This window comes from Prosthecobacter sp. (genome assembly GCF_044227185.1).
Lineage (GTDB): Bacteria > Verrucomicrobiota > Verrucomicrobiia > Verrucomicrobiales > Verrucomicrobiaceae > Prosthecobacter.
Window position 1 is genome coordinate 100498 of record NZ_JBGAFO010000002.1, and the last position, 17263, is coordinate 117760.

Genomic DNA, 17263 nt, shown 5'->3' on the forward strand with positions numbered 1-17263 from the left:
TGATTTGCTCAGTTCATTTCGCCGCTTTTTTCGCCGCCGCCCAGCGGATGCCCTCCAGCACGTGCCGGCGGACAAAGGGCGTGCTCAGCGAGCGCAGATCGTGGCCGAACTCGGTATAGAAAAAGCGGCCGCCTCCCGCGGGCTCATGCGTCCAGGCGATGGGATGATCCGCGCCCATCGGCCTGCCTCCCCGTGTCTTGAAATAATCCCGCACGGGCGTGTAGGTGCTCTCATCCACGCGCAGCAGCACCTGAAAACCTGGCAGCCCCGTCACGCAGCGGTCATGGTTGGTCCAGTCCGCCTCGATCCAAAACTCCGCGGGCTGTCCCTTCACGGCAGGGTGCTCCTTTGCCGCCGGATCCACCGTGACCTTGGCCTTGGAAAAATCCGAGTCGCTGTTGAAGTCGCAGCCGCCAAGCTGATTCAGCCAGGGCCAGTTCGTCTGATGCACCAGCGCCGCATGGAGGCCCACGACTCCCTTCCTGCCGCTGGCAAACCAGGCCTCCACCGACTGCCGCTGCGCCTCGGGGATGATCTTGTCGAGTTCATTGGCGTTGTTGAGCAGCAGCACGTCGTACTTCGCCAGCACCTGCGGCATGAGGTCTTTCGGGCTCTCGGTGATGTCCGCATCAAAGCCGTTCTCGTGGCCCAGCAGCACCAGCCAGCGGTTGATGCCGGGGATGTCCGGATGCCGGTAATACGCAGCGCCGGAGAAGACTAGCACCTTCATGCGGCCCCCATCCGCTGCGGCGGGAACGGCCACATCATGAGCCAGGGCCATGCTGCCGTGGACCGCCAGGAAAAGGAGAACGAGGAGAAAACGAGTGTGCCGCTTCATCGGACAGGCAGGTTTGAGCTTAAGTTACCGCTGGCCGATCACGCTGAAGTCGAGGTCGCCTTTCCCGGCATCCACTCCGGCGCGCATGGCGGCGGCGGTGCAGTCGAGGGCGGGCGTTTTCAGCTTCGCCTCCGCCGCCAGCTCACGCGCAAAGTCCGCGTCCTTCAGCATGTTGCGCAGCGCAAAGTGGGGCTCGTAGTCGCCCTTGATGATGGCGGGCAGCTTCATGCCGATGAGCGTGGAGTAGTTCGCATTGCTCTCCAGCGCCTCGTGCAGCTTCTCCAGCGCGATGCCGTTTGCCTTGGTGATGTCCGCGGCTTCGGCCACGGCCTCCACGATCACAGCGGAGACGAGGTTCGTCACGATCTTGAGCACCATCGCCTCGCCGACACCACCGAGCGGCAGAATCTTCGCCGCGCTCGCCTGCAGCACGGGCTTCGCACGCTCCAGCAGGAGATCGGGGCCGCCGATGTAGTAGCTCAGCCTGCCGTTTTGCGCAGCCATCTTGCTGCCGGTGAACGGGGCGTCGAGAAAGGCCGCGCCCGTTTCCTCCACCAGCTTCGCGGCCTCCAGCGTGGCCTGCTTGCTCACGGTCGCATGGTTCATGATGAGATGCCCGGCCTTCAGCGCCGGCTTCATGTCCTCGATGGCTTCGAGCAGCGCGGCGCTGTCACGCACGAAAATCTGGATGATGCCCGCCGCCTCCGCCACCTCATGCGGAGAAGCGAGGAAGTTCGGCACGGGGCGTGCGCTGCGGCTCCAGACAAACACTTCATGCCCTGCCTTGCGCAGGTTGTCCGCCACACGACTGCCGATGATGCCGAGCCCGAGAATGCCAACGTTTTGTTTCATGCCCACGCCCTTAGCGCGCATTTCCGCACGCGCAACGGCCTCCTCCTTTTTCCCAAGGCAGTTCCACAATGCCTGCTTGGCAGCCGATTCTTCAGGGATATGGAGTAGAACCACCTGCGGCTGATGGCACGTATCAGCGATGGCAGCTCCCACCCTCATTCCCAGGACCTCTCATGCCGTCTTCCTCACCGCTCCTCTGGCACGCAGCCGACGCCGGGAAAGTCGTGGCGGCGCTCCAAACGGACGCGGGCTCCGGATTGAGCGGCAGCGAGGCCTCCGAACGCCTGAAGCAGCAAGGCCCGAATGAACTGCCGAAAGACAAACACAAGCCGCTGTGGCGGGTGTTTGCCTCCCAGTTTGCCAGTCCCTTGATTTACATCCTGTTCGTCGCGGCGGTGATCTCCTTTGCCATGGGACATGCCAGTGATGCCGTGGTGATCCTGGTGGTCGTTCTCATCAATGCGCTCATCGGCACGGTGCAGGAGGGGCGCGCGGAGCACTCCATGACCGCGCTGCGCGAACTCTCCGCGCTCAAGGTGCGCGTGGTGCGGGCTGGGCATGAAGCCCAGATTGAAGCCAGGGAGCTGGTGCCTGGAGATGTTCTTCTCCTCGGCGCGGGAGACCAGGTGGGCGCTGATGCGCGGCTGCTGGAGGCTTCTTCTCTGGCAGCCACGGAGGCGGCGCTGACAGGCGAGTCCCTGCCGGTGGAAAAGAGCACCGCCCCTGTGCCTGAGGACGCGGGACTGGGCGACCGCAAAAACATGATCTACTCCGGCACGCACCTCACCGCAGGGCGGGGCCGTGCCGTGGTGGTGGCCACGGGGCTGCAGACGGAAGTGGGAAAAATCGCCAGACTGACCGCTTCTGCCAAAGAACCAAAGACCCCGCTGGAAGCCCGCCTCAAGCAGTTTGGAAACTGGCTGGTGGTGGCCTCCATCATTCTCTTTGCTCTGATCCTCGGCTTCGGCCTGCTGCGCGGCATTCCCTTTGTGACAATCTTCATGGTCGCCATCAGCCAGATGGTCTCCATGGTGCCTGAGGGCCTGCCGGTGGCGATGACGATCGGCCTCGCGGTAGGCATGCAGCGGATGGCGCGGCGCAGGGCCATCGTGCGGCGTCTTGCCGCGGTGGAAACTCTGGGAGCCACCAGCATCATCTGCAGCGACAAGACCGGGACGCTCACGAAGAACGAGATGACCGTGACCCGTGTGCTGCTGCCGGACGGGCGGCAGATCGAAGCCACCGGCGCGGGATACTCGGCAGACGGGCGGCTGCATGTGAGGGGCAAAGACCTCACCGCCGAGGAGGATGCCGAACTTCGCGCGCTTTTGGAAGCAGTCGCCCTCTGCAACGACGCGAATCTCCTCCGTCCCGATGACAAGGAAACCCGCTGGCGGCCGATGGGAGACCCCACCGAAGCGGCCCTGCTCACACTCGCGCTGAAGGGCGGCGTCGATCCCGAACCTCTGCGAAAAGAGTGGCCCCGGCAGGCAGAGATCCCTTTTGATTCCGCCGCGAAGATGATGGCCACGCAGCACGACCAGGCCGGGAAACAGCGCGTGGTTTTCAAAGGCGCGCCCGAACGCCTGCTGGCCCTGTGCGATCCCACGACGCTCGATCTCGACCAAGTCCGCCAGGTGTCCAATGAACTGGCCACGCAGGCGCTGCGCGTGCTGGCGGTGGCGGAGGTGAATGACGAACCGCTCGATGAAGAGGCGGGCTTTGACGACTGGGGCGGCCGCCTGCGATTCCTGGGCCTGATCGCCCAGATGGATCCTCCGCGCCAGGAAGTGAAGGAGGCTGTGAGCGAATGTCTCGCGGCCGGCATTCGTCCGGTGATGGTCACAGGCGATCACAAGGCCACTGGACTCGCCATTGCCACCGAGCTTGGCATTGCGAAGGAGGGAGACATCGCCCTGGACAGTGCCGAGCTCGCAGCCATGTCCGAGGAGGATCTGCGCGAGCGGCTGGAGCGCATCTCGGTGTTTGCGCGGGTACATCCCGAGCAGAAGCTGCGCATCGTCGAAGCCTTCCAGGCGCAGAAGCAGGTCGTGGCCATGACCGGAGATGGTGTCAATGACGCCCCCGCACTCGCCGCTGCTGATGTGGGCGTGGCGATGGGCATCACGGGTACTGACGTGGCGAAGGGCGCCGCGAAGATCGTAATCACCGATGACAACTTTGCCACCATCGTCAAAGCCATCGAGGAGGGCCGGCTGGTGTACCAGAACCTCAAGAAGGTGGTGCTCTTTCTCTTCGCCACTTCCATTGATGAAGTCATCGTGCTTTTGCTGGCGCTGCTCTGCGGGTATCCGCTGCCGCTGGCCGCCGTGCAGATTCTGTGGATCAACCTCGTGACGGAGGGCGTGGTCACCGTGAATCTGATCCTGGAAGGACTGGAGGGCGACGAAATGCGGCGGCAGCCAACGCCCATCGATGAACCGCTGATCACCCGGCCCATGCTGCGGCGGCTGCTGCTGATGGTGACCACCTCCGTGGCGGCCATCTTTGGCTTCTTTCTGTGGCGGCAGGCCAGCGGTGCGCCGTTTGCGCTGGTGCAGACCGAGACTTTTACCTTGGTGGCTGTGAGCCAGTGGTTCAATGTGCTGAACTGCCGCAGCGCCACCAAGTCCGCCATCAGCCTCGATGTCCTGCGCAATCGCTGGCTGGTCGGCGGTCTTCTGCTGGGCGGCGCGCTGCATCTCGTGGTGGTTTATTCCGCGGTGATGAACCGCATCTTCCACACGGTGCCGATCCCGCTGGCAGACCTGCTTCTGCTCGGGGTGGTGGGCAGCAGCGTGCTGTGGGTGGAAGAAATACGGAAGTGGCTGGGGCGCCGGAGGCTCACGGAGCCGGGTGAACCCGCGCGATGACTTCGGCATGATAGACCAGCCACTGCTGCCGCCGCGCCTGCTCCCGAAGCTCTGAGAGGAGGCCCTGCACCGCCGCCTCCCGCCGCTGGCTGGAAAGAAGGGCGGCGATCTCCCCTTTCACCTCCTCGAAGGCCGGCAGCCGTGAGGTGCGGCGTTCATGGACGAGGATGAGGTGCCAGCCGAGCCGCGTCTCCACCGGCTCGCTGATCTGGCCCACCCTGAGCTTTTGAACCGCGGCGATGAAATCCGCCGGCATGCGCTCCTGCGTGAACCATCCGAGATCGCCGCCCTCGGTTTTGCTTCTCGCGTCCTCGGAGCGCTCCCGGACCAGTTCCGCAAAGGTCTTCTCTTTGGCCTGAAGCTGACGCTGGAACTCGCGCATTTCCGCGGCGCGGTCCGGTTTGCTCTTGTCGTGCCGGGTGAGGAAAAGGTGCGACGCATGCCAGGCCTGCGGGATTCGCAGGGTCTCCCTGAACTTGTCATACCAGGCGCGCAGGTCCTGCTCAGAGACTTGTGCGAGACGCGGCTGGATTTTCTCCGCGATCCAGGCCTCATCTAGCTGCGCGTCGCGGATTTGGGCTTCGAGGGCCGCGGGGGTGAGGTGCTGACCGGCCAGGCGTGCGGGAAACTCCGCCGGCTCTGCAAACTGCCGCTGCATTCTTTCCAGCTCGCGCCGCACGGAGGCCTTGAGGGCCGGGCTGTCGGGGCCGCTTTCACCACGGCAGGCCTGGATAAGATGGTCATTCACCAGATTTTCCAACACCCGCCAGCGTACGCGCTGCTGAGTCTCAGGGCTGAGATCCCTCCAGACTTCATGGCGTTTCCACAGATCCTCACGCAGGGCGGTAGCGAGATCCAGCCGGGTGATGGGGTGCCCGTGGACCTCCGCTGCCACCCCGCCGCTGCGCCGCTCCATGAACCGATGCAGGGGGCCTTTGAAGAGATTCAGGTCTCCCCAGACGCAGGCAACCGCCGCCAGGGAGAGAATCCAGAGCCATGCAGGGGACGAGAAAGGGCGCGCCACGGGAAAGCCGGAGCGTAGAGCCACCTCGCACACCCGCAACTCCCGCTTAATAATTCCTTAATTTTGCGAATTCCTTACATAATTTTCATCATTTTAACAAATTAAACCTCGATTTATCACACCTTTCCCCGTATTTTTGATACCATCATGACCTTCCCAAAGTTCTTCTCTATGGTAATTGTTGCTTTGGCCGCCACGGCCTCGGCAGACACGGTCACCGTGACAGGGCTGGACAATGATGGCAATGCCATCGGCCAGTACGTGATTGGCGGGCAGACCTACTGGTGGCTGTGCATCGAGCCGGGACCACCCGCGCTGAGCAACCAGACCATCACGGCGCAGACGTACTCGTTCCAGGACGGCTGGGACAAACAGAACACCGAGCGCTACTACAACATCTATCAGACCGACCCGACGCTCTACACGGATGTCATTCCCAAGCAGGTGACGGTGATGGAGTACGTGCTGGACACCTACCTGCCGTGGAGCACGCTGGCGGGCGCCTCCGGCCGCTTTCTGGAGCAGGATCCGAGCTTCACGAGCTTCAACAACAACGACGCCTTTCACAACGCGATGTTCGCGGTGCAGAACTTCCTGTCTGAAACCGAGGGCAAGGCGGTGAAGTCCGACTTCACCAACATGAGCGACTACATGGACTACTACATGGGCCTGGGCGACGCCACGGACGACGCACGCTCCTCCATCTTCCAGAGCATCCTGAGCGACGTGGCGTCCAAGGACGCAGCGGGCTTCTTCAACACCTACACCGCCCAGCACGACTACTTCACGCTGAACACGTTCTATGCCGAAAACGATCCGAACAACTGGCAGGACGGCCTGGTGATCGGCGGGTTTGCCCCCGTTCCGGAGCCGGGTGGAGCGCTGCTCATCGGCTGCTTTGGCATGGCCTGGATGCTGCGCCGCCGCCGCAGCGTGGCCGCCTGATTGATGGGATTCATCTGGCGTTGGCGCAGGGGGAAGGCGGATCGGAGCCTCATGGCAGCATCCGGCGTGCCTTAAACCAGGCTGGGGTGAACTGTGGGTGCAGACGGCCGTAGAAGTCCATCACCAGCGCGGCTTTTTCCTGGATCTTGGGGAACTGCGCCATGGCGCTCCAGAGTCCCGGGTCTCCCATGAGGAGGCGTGAGGCGAGGGAATTGAAATCCTCCTCCTGGCTGGCCTGGGCATAGGCGTGGAGAAAGCCCGCCTTGTGGAGTTCGGCGTCCAACTGGCGGGAGGCGCGCTGCTGCTTGATGGCCTGCACCCCGCTGCCGAGGTAGCGGAAGCCGGGAGGATTGATCTGCAGCCAGCGGTTTGTGTCCAGATTCTGGGGCAGATTGCGCAGCAGGATGCTGGAGAACTCCGCGTGGAATATGCCCTCCAGCACCGCATCCGAGGCCTTGCCGGAGTTTGCCAGATAGACGGCGGTGCGGGAATTGGTGCCGCCGGTGGGCACGCCGCTGTAGGCCAGGCGCCCCACCACATAGACGTGGTGCAGATGCTTCTGCAGCACGGCGTACGGGTACCTCGCCAGGGCAGCGGCCAGCAGCTTCTGGGAGCGTGCGCGGAGGGCTTCATCCAGAACGGTCGCCTCAGCGCTCACGGGGGCGGAGCGCCAGCTCGGGGGGAAAATCTCCGGGCCGGCGGCGTCCAGAATGACCTCCGGAAGCCTGACGGGCTTCACTGGCCCCGCGTGAATGGGGAGGGCAAAGGGGAGCCAGGAGAGCGCAAAAAAGAGGGCCACTTTCATCTTGGCAGGGCTACGCGGGTGGGAGGGGGAGTTTTTCAGGGCTGCGAAGACTCTCAGATTACTTTCTCGATTTTACAATTACATGACTTGTGAAGCTATGGAGGTTATAGAAAAATGTGTCGCGAACGATAAAACGTGTCTGTTATGCGACTCAACCACGACCAACGATCCTTTTTCAAGCTGCCTGCGGGGCTGCTGGGGGTCTTTATGATGGGGATGCTTCCGACGGTACAGGGGCAGGAGCTGCGGCTGGAGGTGACGCCGCTGCACATGAATGAGCCGCTGGGCGCTGCCACGACGAAAGCGGCACGGGTGACGCGGCTGGACTGGCTGCTCTCAGGGCTGGCGCTGCAACGGGAGGATGGCACGTGGGTGGAGTCGCGGGACTGGTTTGCCTATCTCAGCGCGGGCTCGGGGCGGCTGACGGCGCAGGGTTCGGGCATTCCGGCGGGGAGGTACCGTGGCGTTCGTTTTCGCATCGGGGTGGATGAGGCCACGAACAAGGCGGACCCGAATCTTCATGCGCCGGATCATGCGCTGAATCCGCAGGTGAACGGGCTGCACTGGGGCTGGCAGGGCGGGTACATTTTCATGGCGCTGGAGGGACGCTTTCAAAATGGGGGCAAGGAGGACGGGTTTTCCTACCACATCGCCAATGCGCCACAGTTGATGACGGTGGAGCTGCCGGTGGAGTTCATCGGCGGGCGGCCGCTGACACTCGCGCTGGATCTGGATATGCAGCGCGTGCTCGCGGGCATCGACTTCATTACCGATGGAACTTCCACGCACTCGCGCGAGGGAGACGCCCTTGCCGCGAAGCTGAAGGGGAACATGGAGCAGGCCTTCCGCGTGCGCGGGCTGAGCTATGATGTGTATCAGACGCCGGTCTTTGCCAGCGCGCCCGCTCCCCTGCCCTCCGGCACGCATGCGCTGAAGCCCGCGATGACGCAGCGTTTTCCGCAGGTGAAGCTGCCCGCGGACAATCCGCTGACGGAGGAGGGAGTGGCGCTGGGACGGCAGTTGTTTCATGACACACGGCTTTCGGGCAATGGCACGCAATCCTGCGCCTCCTGCCATGATCAAAGCCGCGCCTTTGCGGATGCGCGGCGCTTCAGCCTCGGCGCGCAGCAGCAGGTGGGGGCGCGGAATGCGATGCCGCTGTTCAACCTGGCGTGGCAGCAGGGCTTCTTCTGGGACGGCCGCGCCGCCACGCTGCGCGAGCAGGTGCTGATGCCCATCCAGGACAAGCGCGAGATGAATGAAACGCTGCCAAATGTCATTGCCAAGCTCAGCGCGGACGCGGGCTGCGCGGCTGCTTTCAAACGGGCGTTTGGCTCCGCGGAGATCACGGCCGAGCGCATCGCGAAGGCGCTGGAGCAGTTCCTTTTGACGCTGGTCTCGCAGGAGTCACGTTTTGACCGGGCCGCGCGGAAGGTGGAGGAGCTGACGGAGAGCGAGAAGCGCGGGCTGCGGCTGTTTGTGACGGAGTTTGAACCGAAGCGCGGGCTGCGTGGCGCGGACTGCTTTCACTGCCACGGCGGCACGCTGTTTGCCAGCCAGGCCTTTGCCAGCAACGGACTCGCACTTTCCGATGAAGACGTGGGCCGCATGGCGGTGACGAAAGACCCCGCTGACCGCGGCAAATTCAAGACGCCGAGCCTGCGCAACATCGCGCGCACCGCGCCCTACATGCATGACGGCCGCTTTGCCACGCTGGAGGAGGTGGTGGAGCATTACAGCAGCGGCGTGCGCCGCACCCCGACGCTGGACCCGAACCTGGCCAAGCATCCGGAGGGAGGCATCCAGCTCACAGCGCAGGAGAAGGCGGACCTCGTGGCCTTTCTCAAAACGCTGACGGATGAAAGTTTCACCGCTGGTCCGGCCGCCAGCACGACCACCGCCGCACGATGAAACGCCTTGTGTTTGCACTGCTGCTGCCGGCCGGCCACCTGTGCCATGCGGATGGCCTGACACATGAACAGAGTGATGCGCTGGCCGCCGAGGCCGCGCAGCTCGCGCCCTCGTCCGACACGCCGCAGCCGCAGGCTCCCACGCCGGCGCAGTACTCCACGCTGGGCACCTGGAGCGCCGTCATCCCATGGACGCCGCACATCCCCGTGACCTGCGCGCAGCTTCCGGATGGAAGACTGCTGACCTTTGCCTCAAGCCAGCGCAACAACTTCCCGCCGGGCAGCTTCACCTATGCGGCCACCTGGGACTACCGCACGGGGGAGTTTGTGGAGATCAACAACACACGGCATGACATGTTTTGCGGCGGTGTCTCGCTGCTGCCGGACGGGCGCCTGCTTGTCAACGGCGGCAACAACACGATCCGCGACAGCAGCGTGTTTGACTGGCGCACCAGCACCTGGAGCGCGGCGGCGGACATGCAGGACCCGCGCTGGTACAACACCAGCGTGGCGCTGCCGGACGGCAGCGTCTTCACCGCGTCCGGCTCCGGCGGCAGCGACACTGCGGAACGCTGGCAGGAAGGCAAAGGCTGGACGCGCTACACGAACATCAACTGGGCCCTGGCCACCGACGAGGGCGGCACGGAATCCATCTGGCATCCGTTTCTGCATGTGGCGCCGGACGGCCGCATCGCCCACACCGGCCCCACGCACACGATGCACTGGGTGGACACCACGGGAAACGGCCAGTTCATCAGCACGAGCGCCGTTGTACCAGGATCCTATTATCCCAAGGACGGAGCCATGGTGATGTTCAACGAGGGCAAGATCCTGCAGGCCGGCGGCCGCACCATGGGCACGGGTGAGCCATCCAAACTAGCATGTGTCATCGACATCAATGGCAGCACACCCAGGGTCACGCCCACCGGCAGCCTGGCCTTTGCGCGCACGTTTGCCAATGGCGTCGTCCTCCCCACAGGCGAGGTCATGGCGATCGGTGGCAACACCTCGCAGGTCAAATTCAGTGATGATGGCAGCGTGCTGACACCGGAAATCTGGAACCCCGCCACCGGCCAGTGGCGCCGCGGCGCGGACATGTGGGTGCCGCGCAATTATCACTCGCTCGCCATCCTTCTTCCCGACGGGCGCGTGTGGTCCGGCGGCGGCGGCCTCAGCGGGAACGCGGCCGACCACCAGGACGCGCAGATCTACACACCGGCTGTTTTGTACAAGGCCGACGGCACACCGGCAGAGCGGCCGGAGATCGGTGAAACGCCGGAGGTCATCGGCCCGGGCATGGCCTTTGCGGTGCGCGCCACCGCCGGCATGAAACGTTTCACCTTCATCAAGATGGCCTCGCTCACCCACTGTGTGACGAGTGACCTGCGATTTCTCGAACTGCCATTCACGGAACACGAACCGGGTGTGTATGTGCTGAAGGCGCCTGCCAATGTGAACGTGCTGACCCCTGGCTACTGGATGCTGTTTGCCATTTCACCCGAAGGTCCCTACTCCGTTTCAACAACCGTGCTGGTGGACGCCACGCTGACGGATTCCATCAGCCAGCCCGGAGATCAGCTCAGCACGGTGGGCAGGAACGCGGTACCTGCTGGCATCAAGTCCTTTGGTTACAGCCCCGCTTCACGCGTGTTCTCCGCGAGCGGGCTGCCTCCGGGCCTTGTGCTGGATGCGGCCTCGGGTGTGATCTCCGGCACGCCGTCCGTCATCGGCCGGTACAGCGTCACGGTGACCGTCAATGACGGGCTGCTTGAGCCTGCCTCCGTGACCTTTCAGTGGACGGTGCATTCGGATCTGGTGCTCGCTCCATTGACGCATGCGCCGGCGCCGACGGGCAGCGTGATTGATCTGACGGTGAGCGCCTCCGGCAGCGCCAGCCCGGAGTTTCAGTGGGATTTTGGCGACGGATCTCCCCTCTCCGGCTTCAGCAGCAGCACCACGATCAGCCACACGTATGCCGCTCCCGGGCGCTATCTCGTCACGCTAACCGCGCGGGATGACACGGGAGCCGTCGTCACCACGAGCTTCCATCAGGCGGTGCATGCGCCGCTCACCTCCGCACGGCCCGCGGTTTCCAGCAGCATCGTTTATCAGGCGCGCAGCGGGGCGAATGCGCGGCTGTGGGTGGTGAATCCGGACCAGGACAGCGTCACGGTCTTTGATGCGGTGACGCGCACGCGCAACGCCATCATCGGCACCGGCCGGGCGCCGCGCAGCGTGGCCATCGCACCGGACGGCAGGGCCTGGGTGGTGAACAGCGAAAGCGGCAGCCTCTCCATCATCGGCACGAATCTCAGCGTGGTGCAGACGGTGCCGCTGCCCCGCGGCTCGCGCCCGTTTGCCGTGGTGTTTGATCCGGCGGGCACGGCTGCCTATGTGTCGCTGCAGGACAGCGGCCTGGTGCTGAAGATCAATCCCGCCAGGCCCGCGCAGTTTCTCGGCAGCGCGAGTGCGGGAGCCAGCGTGCGTCATTTGTCCGTGAGCGCGGACGGGGCGAAGGTGTATGCCACGCGCTTCATCACGCCGCACCTGCCGGGGGAGGAAACGGCCAATGTGGTGACGCAGGATGGAGACACCCAGTATGGCGGCGAGGTGAGAGTCATCGATGCCGCGAGCATGGCTGTGACCAAGACCATCATCCTCTCCCACAGTGAGGAAGAGGACAGCTCCATCGCCGGACGCGGCATTCCGAACTACCTGGGCCCCGCGGTACTCAGTCCGGACGGTACGAACGCATGGGTGCCTTCGAAGAAAGACAACATCAAGCGCGGGCAACTGCGCGATGGCAGACCGCTGACGCATGACAACGCGGTGCGCAGCATCACCTCGCGCATTGATCTTTCCACGGAGAGCGAAGACCACGCGGCGCGGATTGATTTCAATGACGCCGGGATTGCCAGCACGGCGGCGTATGATCCCGCGGGCATGTATCTTTTCACCGCGCTGGAGGGCAGCCGGGAGGTGGCGGTGGTGGATGCGTGGAACCAGCGCGAGCTGCTGCGCTTCACCGCCGGGCGCGCTCCGCAGGGCGTGGCCACCTCGCCGGACGGGCGCTTCGTGTATGTGCACAATTTCATGGACCGCAGCGTGACGATTCACGACGTCAGCGCCATTCTCGGCGGAGCAGAAACCGCACCGCCCACGACCGCGCTGCTGAGCTGCATCAACACGGAAAAGCTGCCGGCGACGGTGCTGAAGGGAAAGCAGTTCTTCTACGATTCACGCGACCCGCGCATGGCGCTGCAGCAGTACCTCAGCTGCGCCTCCTGCCACAATGACGGCGACCAGGACGGGCGCGTGTGGGATTTCACCAGCTTTGGCGAAGGCCTGCGCAACAACATCTCCCTGCGCGGCCACGCCACGCACGGCCCGCCGCACTGGAGCGGGAACTTTGATGAGATTCAGGATTTCGAAGGGCAGATCCGCAGCTTTGCCGGCGGGCAGGGGCTGATGAGCGACGGAGACTTCCACACCGGCACGCGTGACCAGCCGCTGGGCACACCGAAGGCGGGCGTGAGCGCGGACCTGGATGCGCTGGCCGCGTATGTGACCTCCCTCACCACCACCGGCACGAGCCCGAACCGCAGCAGCACTGGCGCACTCACCGCCGACGCGGTGGCGGGGCAGCAGATCTTCCGCGCGCAAAACTGCGCGGCCTGCCACGACGGCGCACGCTTCACGAACAGCGCGCTGAATGTGTTTGCAAACATCGGCACGATCAAGCCCAGCAGCGGCCAGCGGCTGGGCGCTCCGCTCACGGGCCTGGATGTGCCCACGCTGCGCGGACTGTGGAGCACGGCGCCGTATCTGCATGATGGCAGCGCTGCGACGCTCGAAGCAGCGGTGAGAGCGCACCAGGGGGTGTCTCTTACCGACAGCGAGATGTCCAAAGTCGTGTCTTTTCTCTCTCAAATTGACGACGCAGTCGTGCGCGCGCCCTCACCTTTGAGCATTGTGCTGGCCACGGCCAGCAGCAGCGTGAACGCCTCCTTTCCGGTGGCGGGCTTTTTGAGCGAGGCGGCCGGCGGATTTACCGCCAGCGACATCACCGTCACGGGCGGCACTTTGCGCGGCTTCAGCATCTCCGGCACAAGCTTCAGCTTCTACGTGGAGCCCACCGCGGCCAGCGTGAGCATCCGCATCGCCGCGAATGTGATGAGCGATTCCACCGGGCTGGGAAACCTCGCCTCCAACGTGCTCACCCTCACCAACACCCGCGATGTGACCGCACCTGTGCTCACGCTGAGCACTCCGGCAGACACGGTGAGCGGGGCCTTCGAAGTCAGCATCACGGCCAGTGAATCCGTCAGCGGCTTGAGCGTCTCTGATTTCATCGTGACGAACGGCAGTGCCGCGAATCTCACCGGCGGCGGCGCGGGCTACAGCGTCACCATCACGCCTGCCAGCAGCGGAGTCGTGACGGTGCAACTGCCTGCTGAAGCCGCCACAGACGCGGCTGAAAACGGCAGCGCGGCATCCAACACGCTGAGCGTCACCTTCGCTCCGGTGAACAACACTCCGCCCACGGTCACGCTGGGCACGGCGGCGGCGGAGGTGAGCGGTGTGTTTGATGTGAGCGTCAGCTTTAATGAGAGCGTCGCTGGAGTCAGCGTGAATGATTTCATCATCACGAACGGCAGCGCCACGGCGCTCAGCGGCGGAGGCTCCAGCTACGCGCTGTCTGTCACACCCGCGGCGGAGGGAGCCGTCACCGTGCAGTATTCCAAGGACGTCGTCTCGGACATCCTGAGCGTGCACTACACCGTGCCGGCGGACCCCGCACCGACGGTGGTGCTGGCGGCCTGCGGCGGCGGCTTCACGGTGAGCGCGCAGTTCAGCGAGGCCGTGACGGATGTCAGCGAGGGCGACTTCATCGTGACCAACGGCCATGTGACGGGACTCAGCGGCAGCGATTCACTCTGGATCGTCACGATCCAGCCAGCCACAGCGGGAGATGTGAGCGTGCGCCTGCCCGCGGATGCCGCGCAGGACAGCGCGGCGCAGGGCAGCAGCGCCTCAAACACGGTCATCCTCACGTATGATCCGCCCGCGCCACTGATGGCGAAGATCAATTTTCAAAGCACCGCCACGCCCACGCCCAATGGCTGGAGCGCGGACAACGGTGAGGTTTTCGCGGAGCGCAACGGACTCACCTACGGCTGGAACAAGGACCACACCGCGCAGGGACGCGACCGCAATGCAATGACCGACCAGCGGCAGGACAGCTTCATCCGCATGCAGGCCGGTGCGAGGTGGGAGATCGCGGTGGCGAATGGCGAGTATGATGTGACTCTGAGCGTGGGAGACGCGACCGCGGCCAGCACGAACACGCTGAACGTGGAAGGCGCGTCTGCCTGGAGCGCCGCCGCCTGCGCCGCGGGGGCCTTTGAAATGAAAACGCGGCGCGTGCTGGTGAGCGACGGCCGCCTCACGCTGGACAATGGTGGCGCTGCTGGTGGCGCCACGGCGCTGGACTATGTGGAAATCTCCAGCGCCAGCAGCATCCCATCTGCCACACCGAACGGGCTCGCGGCGGACTACTTTGCCGGCGCCGGCTTTGATCAGCTCCGCTTCAGCCGCATCGACCGCGGCATTGATTTCCGCTGGAGCGCCGCCGCGCCGGACGCGCGGCTGCCTTCAGACAACTTCAGCGTGCGCTGGCAGGGGGCGGTGATCCCACGCCACAGCGAACGCTACTCCTTTGCCGCCACGAGCGACAACGGCCTGCGGCTGTGGGTGAACGGGCAACTGCTCATCGACAACTGGAGCAGGCATGATGAAGAGACGGACAGCGGCGAGATCGACCTGCAGGCAGGCGTGCCCGTCGCGATTCGAATGGAGTTCTTTGCGAATGACGGGGACGCCGTGGTGCGACTGCTCTGGGCCAGCACGAGCCAGCCTCTGGAAGTCATCCCCGCCAGCCGTCTGCAGGCCAGCGCGCCGGGGGAGACGGTCACGCCTTATCCGAGCAGCTTCGCCGCGTGGATCAGCAGCGGGCGCAGCAACGGCCCAGACACCAGCGCCACTAGCAATGCCGATGGGGACGATCTGCCGGATCTGCTGGAGTATGCCCTGGGCGGCAGCGCGGGAAGCGGCATCAGCGCGGGAGATGCGCTGCGGCTGGACACACGCGGCCGCCACGTCAACGCGAGTGTGATCCGCCCGCAGGGCTTGGGTGATTTGAACTGGCTGCTGGAAACCAGCGCGGACCTGAAAACCTGGACGCCTTTGAACCTCACTGCTGCTGTCAGCGACAATGCCGACGGGACTGAAACCCTGCGCTGGGCAAATCTGGATGCGGCGGCAGGCCAGAGCCCCGCCCTGGGCATGGTGCGTCTGAAAGTGCAGCACACACCCACGGGCGCCACCGCCGCCACGGCCCCCTATGCCTGGCAGCAGTGGACTCCTCAGAATGGCATGCAGTCCGTGGGTGTGAATGTGGTGAACACCCCGGTCTTCTCCGGCTATGCGCACTCCGCGACCGACACCGTGCTCTACCTGACCGATGCCTCCTATCTGCCGGGCGTGGTGGATGCCGATGCGTGCTACTACGTGGAGATCACCGACGGCACGTATGCCGGGCATCACTGGGACCTGGCCCACATCGGCGACCGGGCCCTGCTGATCGACACCGAGTCCGCCAACAACACGCTGGCGGCACTGCCTGCGGACATTGGCGGAGCACGCATGGCGGTGCGCAAGCACATCACCCTCGGCCAGGTGTTTGACAAGACGCTGCTGCGTGGCGCCAGCAGCCCTGCCAGCGCGGACCAGGTGCAGGTGCTGAGCGAGAACGGCTTTAAAACTTACTGGCTGCTGCGGGCCGGGAGCTATCACCAGTGGATCGCGGCAGGTGATGCCACTCTGACAAGCGCTGACGGCATGGTCATTCCTCCTGGTACGGGCGTGATGCTGAAAAGCGCCGGCTCCTCCGCGAGCGTGCTGCTCATCACCGGACAGGTGCGCACGACGCCCTTTGCCCATTTGATCTCTTCCGGATTCAGTCTCCTGGCCAACCCCTGGCCGCTGCCAGCGTCCGCCACCGGGCTGAACATGACCAGCGCCAGCAGTTTCACCGCCACCACCGGCCCGGCCTCCGCGGATGCGCTGCAGCTCTGGAAGGGAGACAGCCTCGCAGGGGCCAGCGGCTACGATGGCTACTGGTTCTTCCAAAGCCCGAGGTCCGCCACCGCAGCCGCCTGGGTGTCCAGCCGGGATGCGACGCTGCGCTCCCAGAATGGCCTTCCTCTGTTCAAGGCGGGACGCGCGGCGTACTTCACGCGGCACGGAAGTTCCAGCAGCGTGTGGGTGGTGCCGGGTCTGTGAGACCACCATGCCCTGTCAGACGGTTTGATACCACGATCATTTGAAAACGGGTCTGTGGTGAGAAGTTCGGTGCTCACCTGCACGCGGAGCGGCATCCAGAGCCGGTTACAAACCGGCGCTCCCAGTACGGCGGGGCTCCCAGTATGGCGGGGCTGGCTGGGCCGCGCAGAGCTGTTTTCAACTGTTTCGGGTATGATTTGTTTTCCCACAGATTCAGGGAACCCGCAGATTTTTTATGTTTGATTGGATCCATCTGTGGCTTTCCTGAATCTGCGGGAAGATTTCTGGGACGTTATACCACGATCCTTTGAAAACGGGTCTGTGGTGAGAAGTTCGGTGCTCACCTGCAAGCGGAGCGGCACCCAGAGCCGGTTACAAACCGGCGCTCCCAGTACGGCGGCGCTCCCAGTATGGTGGGGCTGGCTCGGCGCGCAGAGCTGTTTTCATCTGTTTCGGGTATGATTTGTTTTCCCACAGATTCAGGGAACCCGCAGATTTTTTATGTTTGATTGGATCCATCTGTGGCTTTCCTGACATGGAGCCGTCTCGGGATGGCCCCTTATCCAAAGGAGCGTGGCATGAGCCACGCCCTGGATCTGGGGGGCGCTGGATTCAGCCTGATGTTTTTCTCAAAACATCGCGTGGTCATCCAGCCACGTGCTTTGACTTACC

8 protein-coding genes are annotated in these 17263 nt (G+C 64.1%); 4 read left to right on the top strand and 4 right to left on the bottom strand.

What is annotated here, in order from left to right:
* Positions 1–13 precede the first annotated feature (13 nt).
* The gene (locus ACILSQ_RS04920) at positions 14–838 is read right to left on the bottom strand and encodes a ThuA domain-containing protein (protein WP_395742471.1); all 825 of its coding nucleotides are present in this window, start codon (positions 836–838) and stop codon (positions 14–16) included.
* Between the two features lie 24 nt (positions 839–862).
* Positions 863–1690: an NAD(P)-dependent oxidoreductase gene (locus tag ACILSQ_RS04925; RefSeq protein ID WP_395742472.1), complete on the bottom strand. Its 828-nt coding sequence runs from the start codon at positions 1688–1690 to the stop codon at positions 863–865.
* Between the two features lie 173 nt (positions 1691–1863).
* On the opposite strand from ACILSQ_RS04925, the gene ACILSQ_RS04930 reads away from it, so the two are divergent.
* Positions 1864–4563 carry a cation-translocating P-type ATPase gene (locus ACILSQ_RS04930; RefSeq protein ID WP_395742473.1) on the top strand — a complete coding sequence of 900 codons (2700 nt, stop codon included), beginning with the start codon at positions 1864–1866 and terminating at the stop codon, positions 4561–4563.
* On the opposite strand, the gene ACILSQ_RS04935 is transcribed toward ACILSQ_RS04930, so the two are convergent.
* Positions 4535–5587, bottom strand: coding sequence for a peptidylprolyl isomerase (locus ACILSQ_RS04935; protein ID WP_395742474.1), 1053 nt, complete (start codon positions 5585–5587; stop codon positions 4535–4537). The genes ACILSQ_RS04930 and ACILSQ_RS04935 overlap by 29 nt on opposite strands.
* Positions 5588–5758: 171 nt before the next feature.
* On the opposite strand from ACILSQ_RS04935, the gene ACILSQ_RS04940 reads away from it, so the two are divergent.
* The gene (locus ACILSQ_RS04940) at positions 5759–6532 is read left to right on the top strand and encodes a hypothetical protein (RefSeq protein ID WP_395742475.1); all 774 of its coding nucleotides are present in this window, start codon (positions 5759–5761) and stop codon (positions 6530–6532) included.
* Positions 6533–6581: 49 nt separating this feature from the next.
* On the opposite strand, the gene ACILSQ_RS04945 is transcribed toward ACILSQ_RS04940, so the two are convergent.
* The gene (locus ACILSQ_RS04945) at positions 6582–7337 is read right to left on the bottom strand and encodes a hypothetical protein (RefSeq protein WP_395742476.1); all 756 of its coding nucleotides are present in this window, start codon (positions 7335–7337) and stop codon (positions 6582–6584) included.
* Between the two features lie 144 nt (positions 7338–7481).
* Here ACILSQ_RS04945 and ACILSQ_RS04950 point away from each other — a divergent pair, with 144 nt between their 5' ends.
* Both ACILSQ_RS04950 and ACILSQ_RS04955 read left to right on the top strand, forming a co-directional pair.
* Positions 7482–9248 (top strand): MbnP family protein, encoded by a 1767-nt coding sequence (locus ACILSQ_RS04950; RefSeq protein WP_395742477.1) that lies wholly within the window; start codon positions 7482–7484, stop codon positions 9246–9248.
* The gene (locus tag ACILSQ_RS04955; RefSeq protein WP_395742478.1) at positions 9245–16591 is read left to right on the top strand and encodes an Ig-like domain-containing protein; all 7347 of its coding nucleotides are present in this window, start codon (positions 9245–9247) and stop codon (positions 16589–16591) included. The genes ACILSQ_RS04950 and ACILSQ_RS04955 overlap by 4 nt, the downstream gene beginning before the upstream one ends.
* Positions 16592–17263 lie beyond the last annotated feature (672 nt).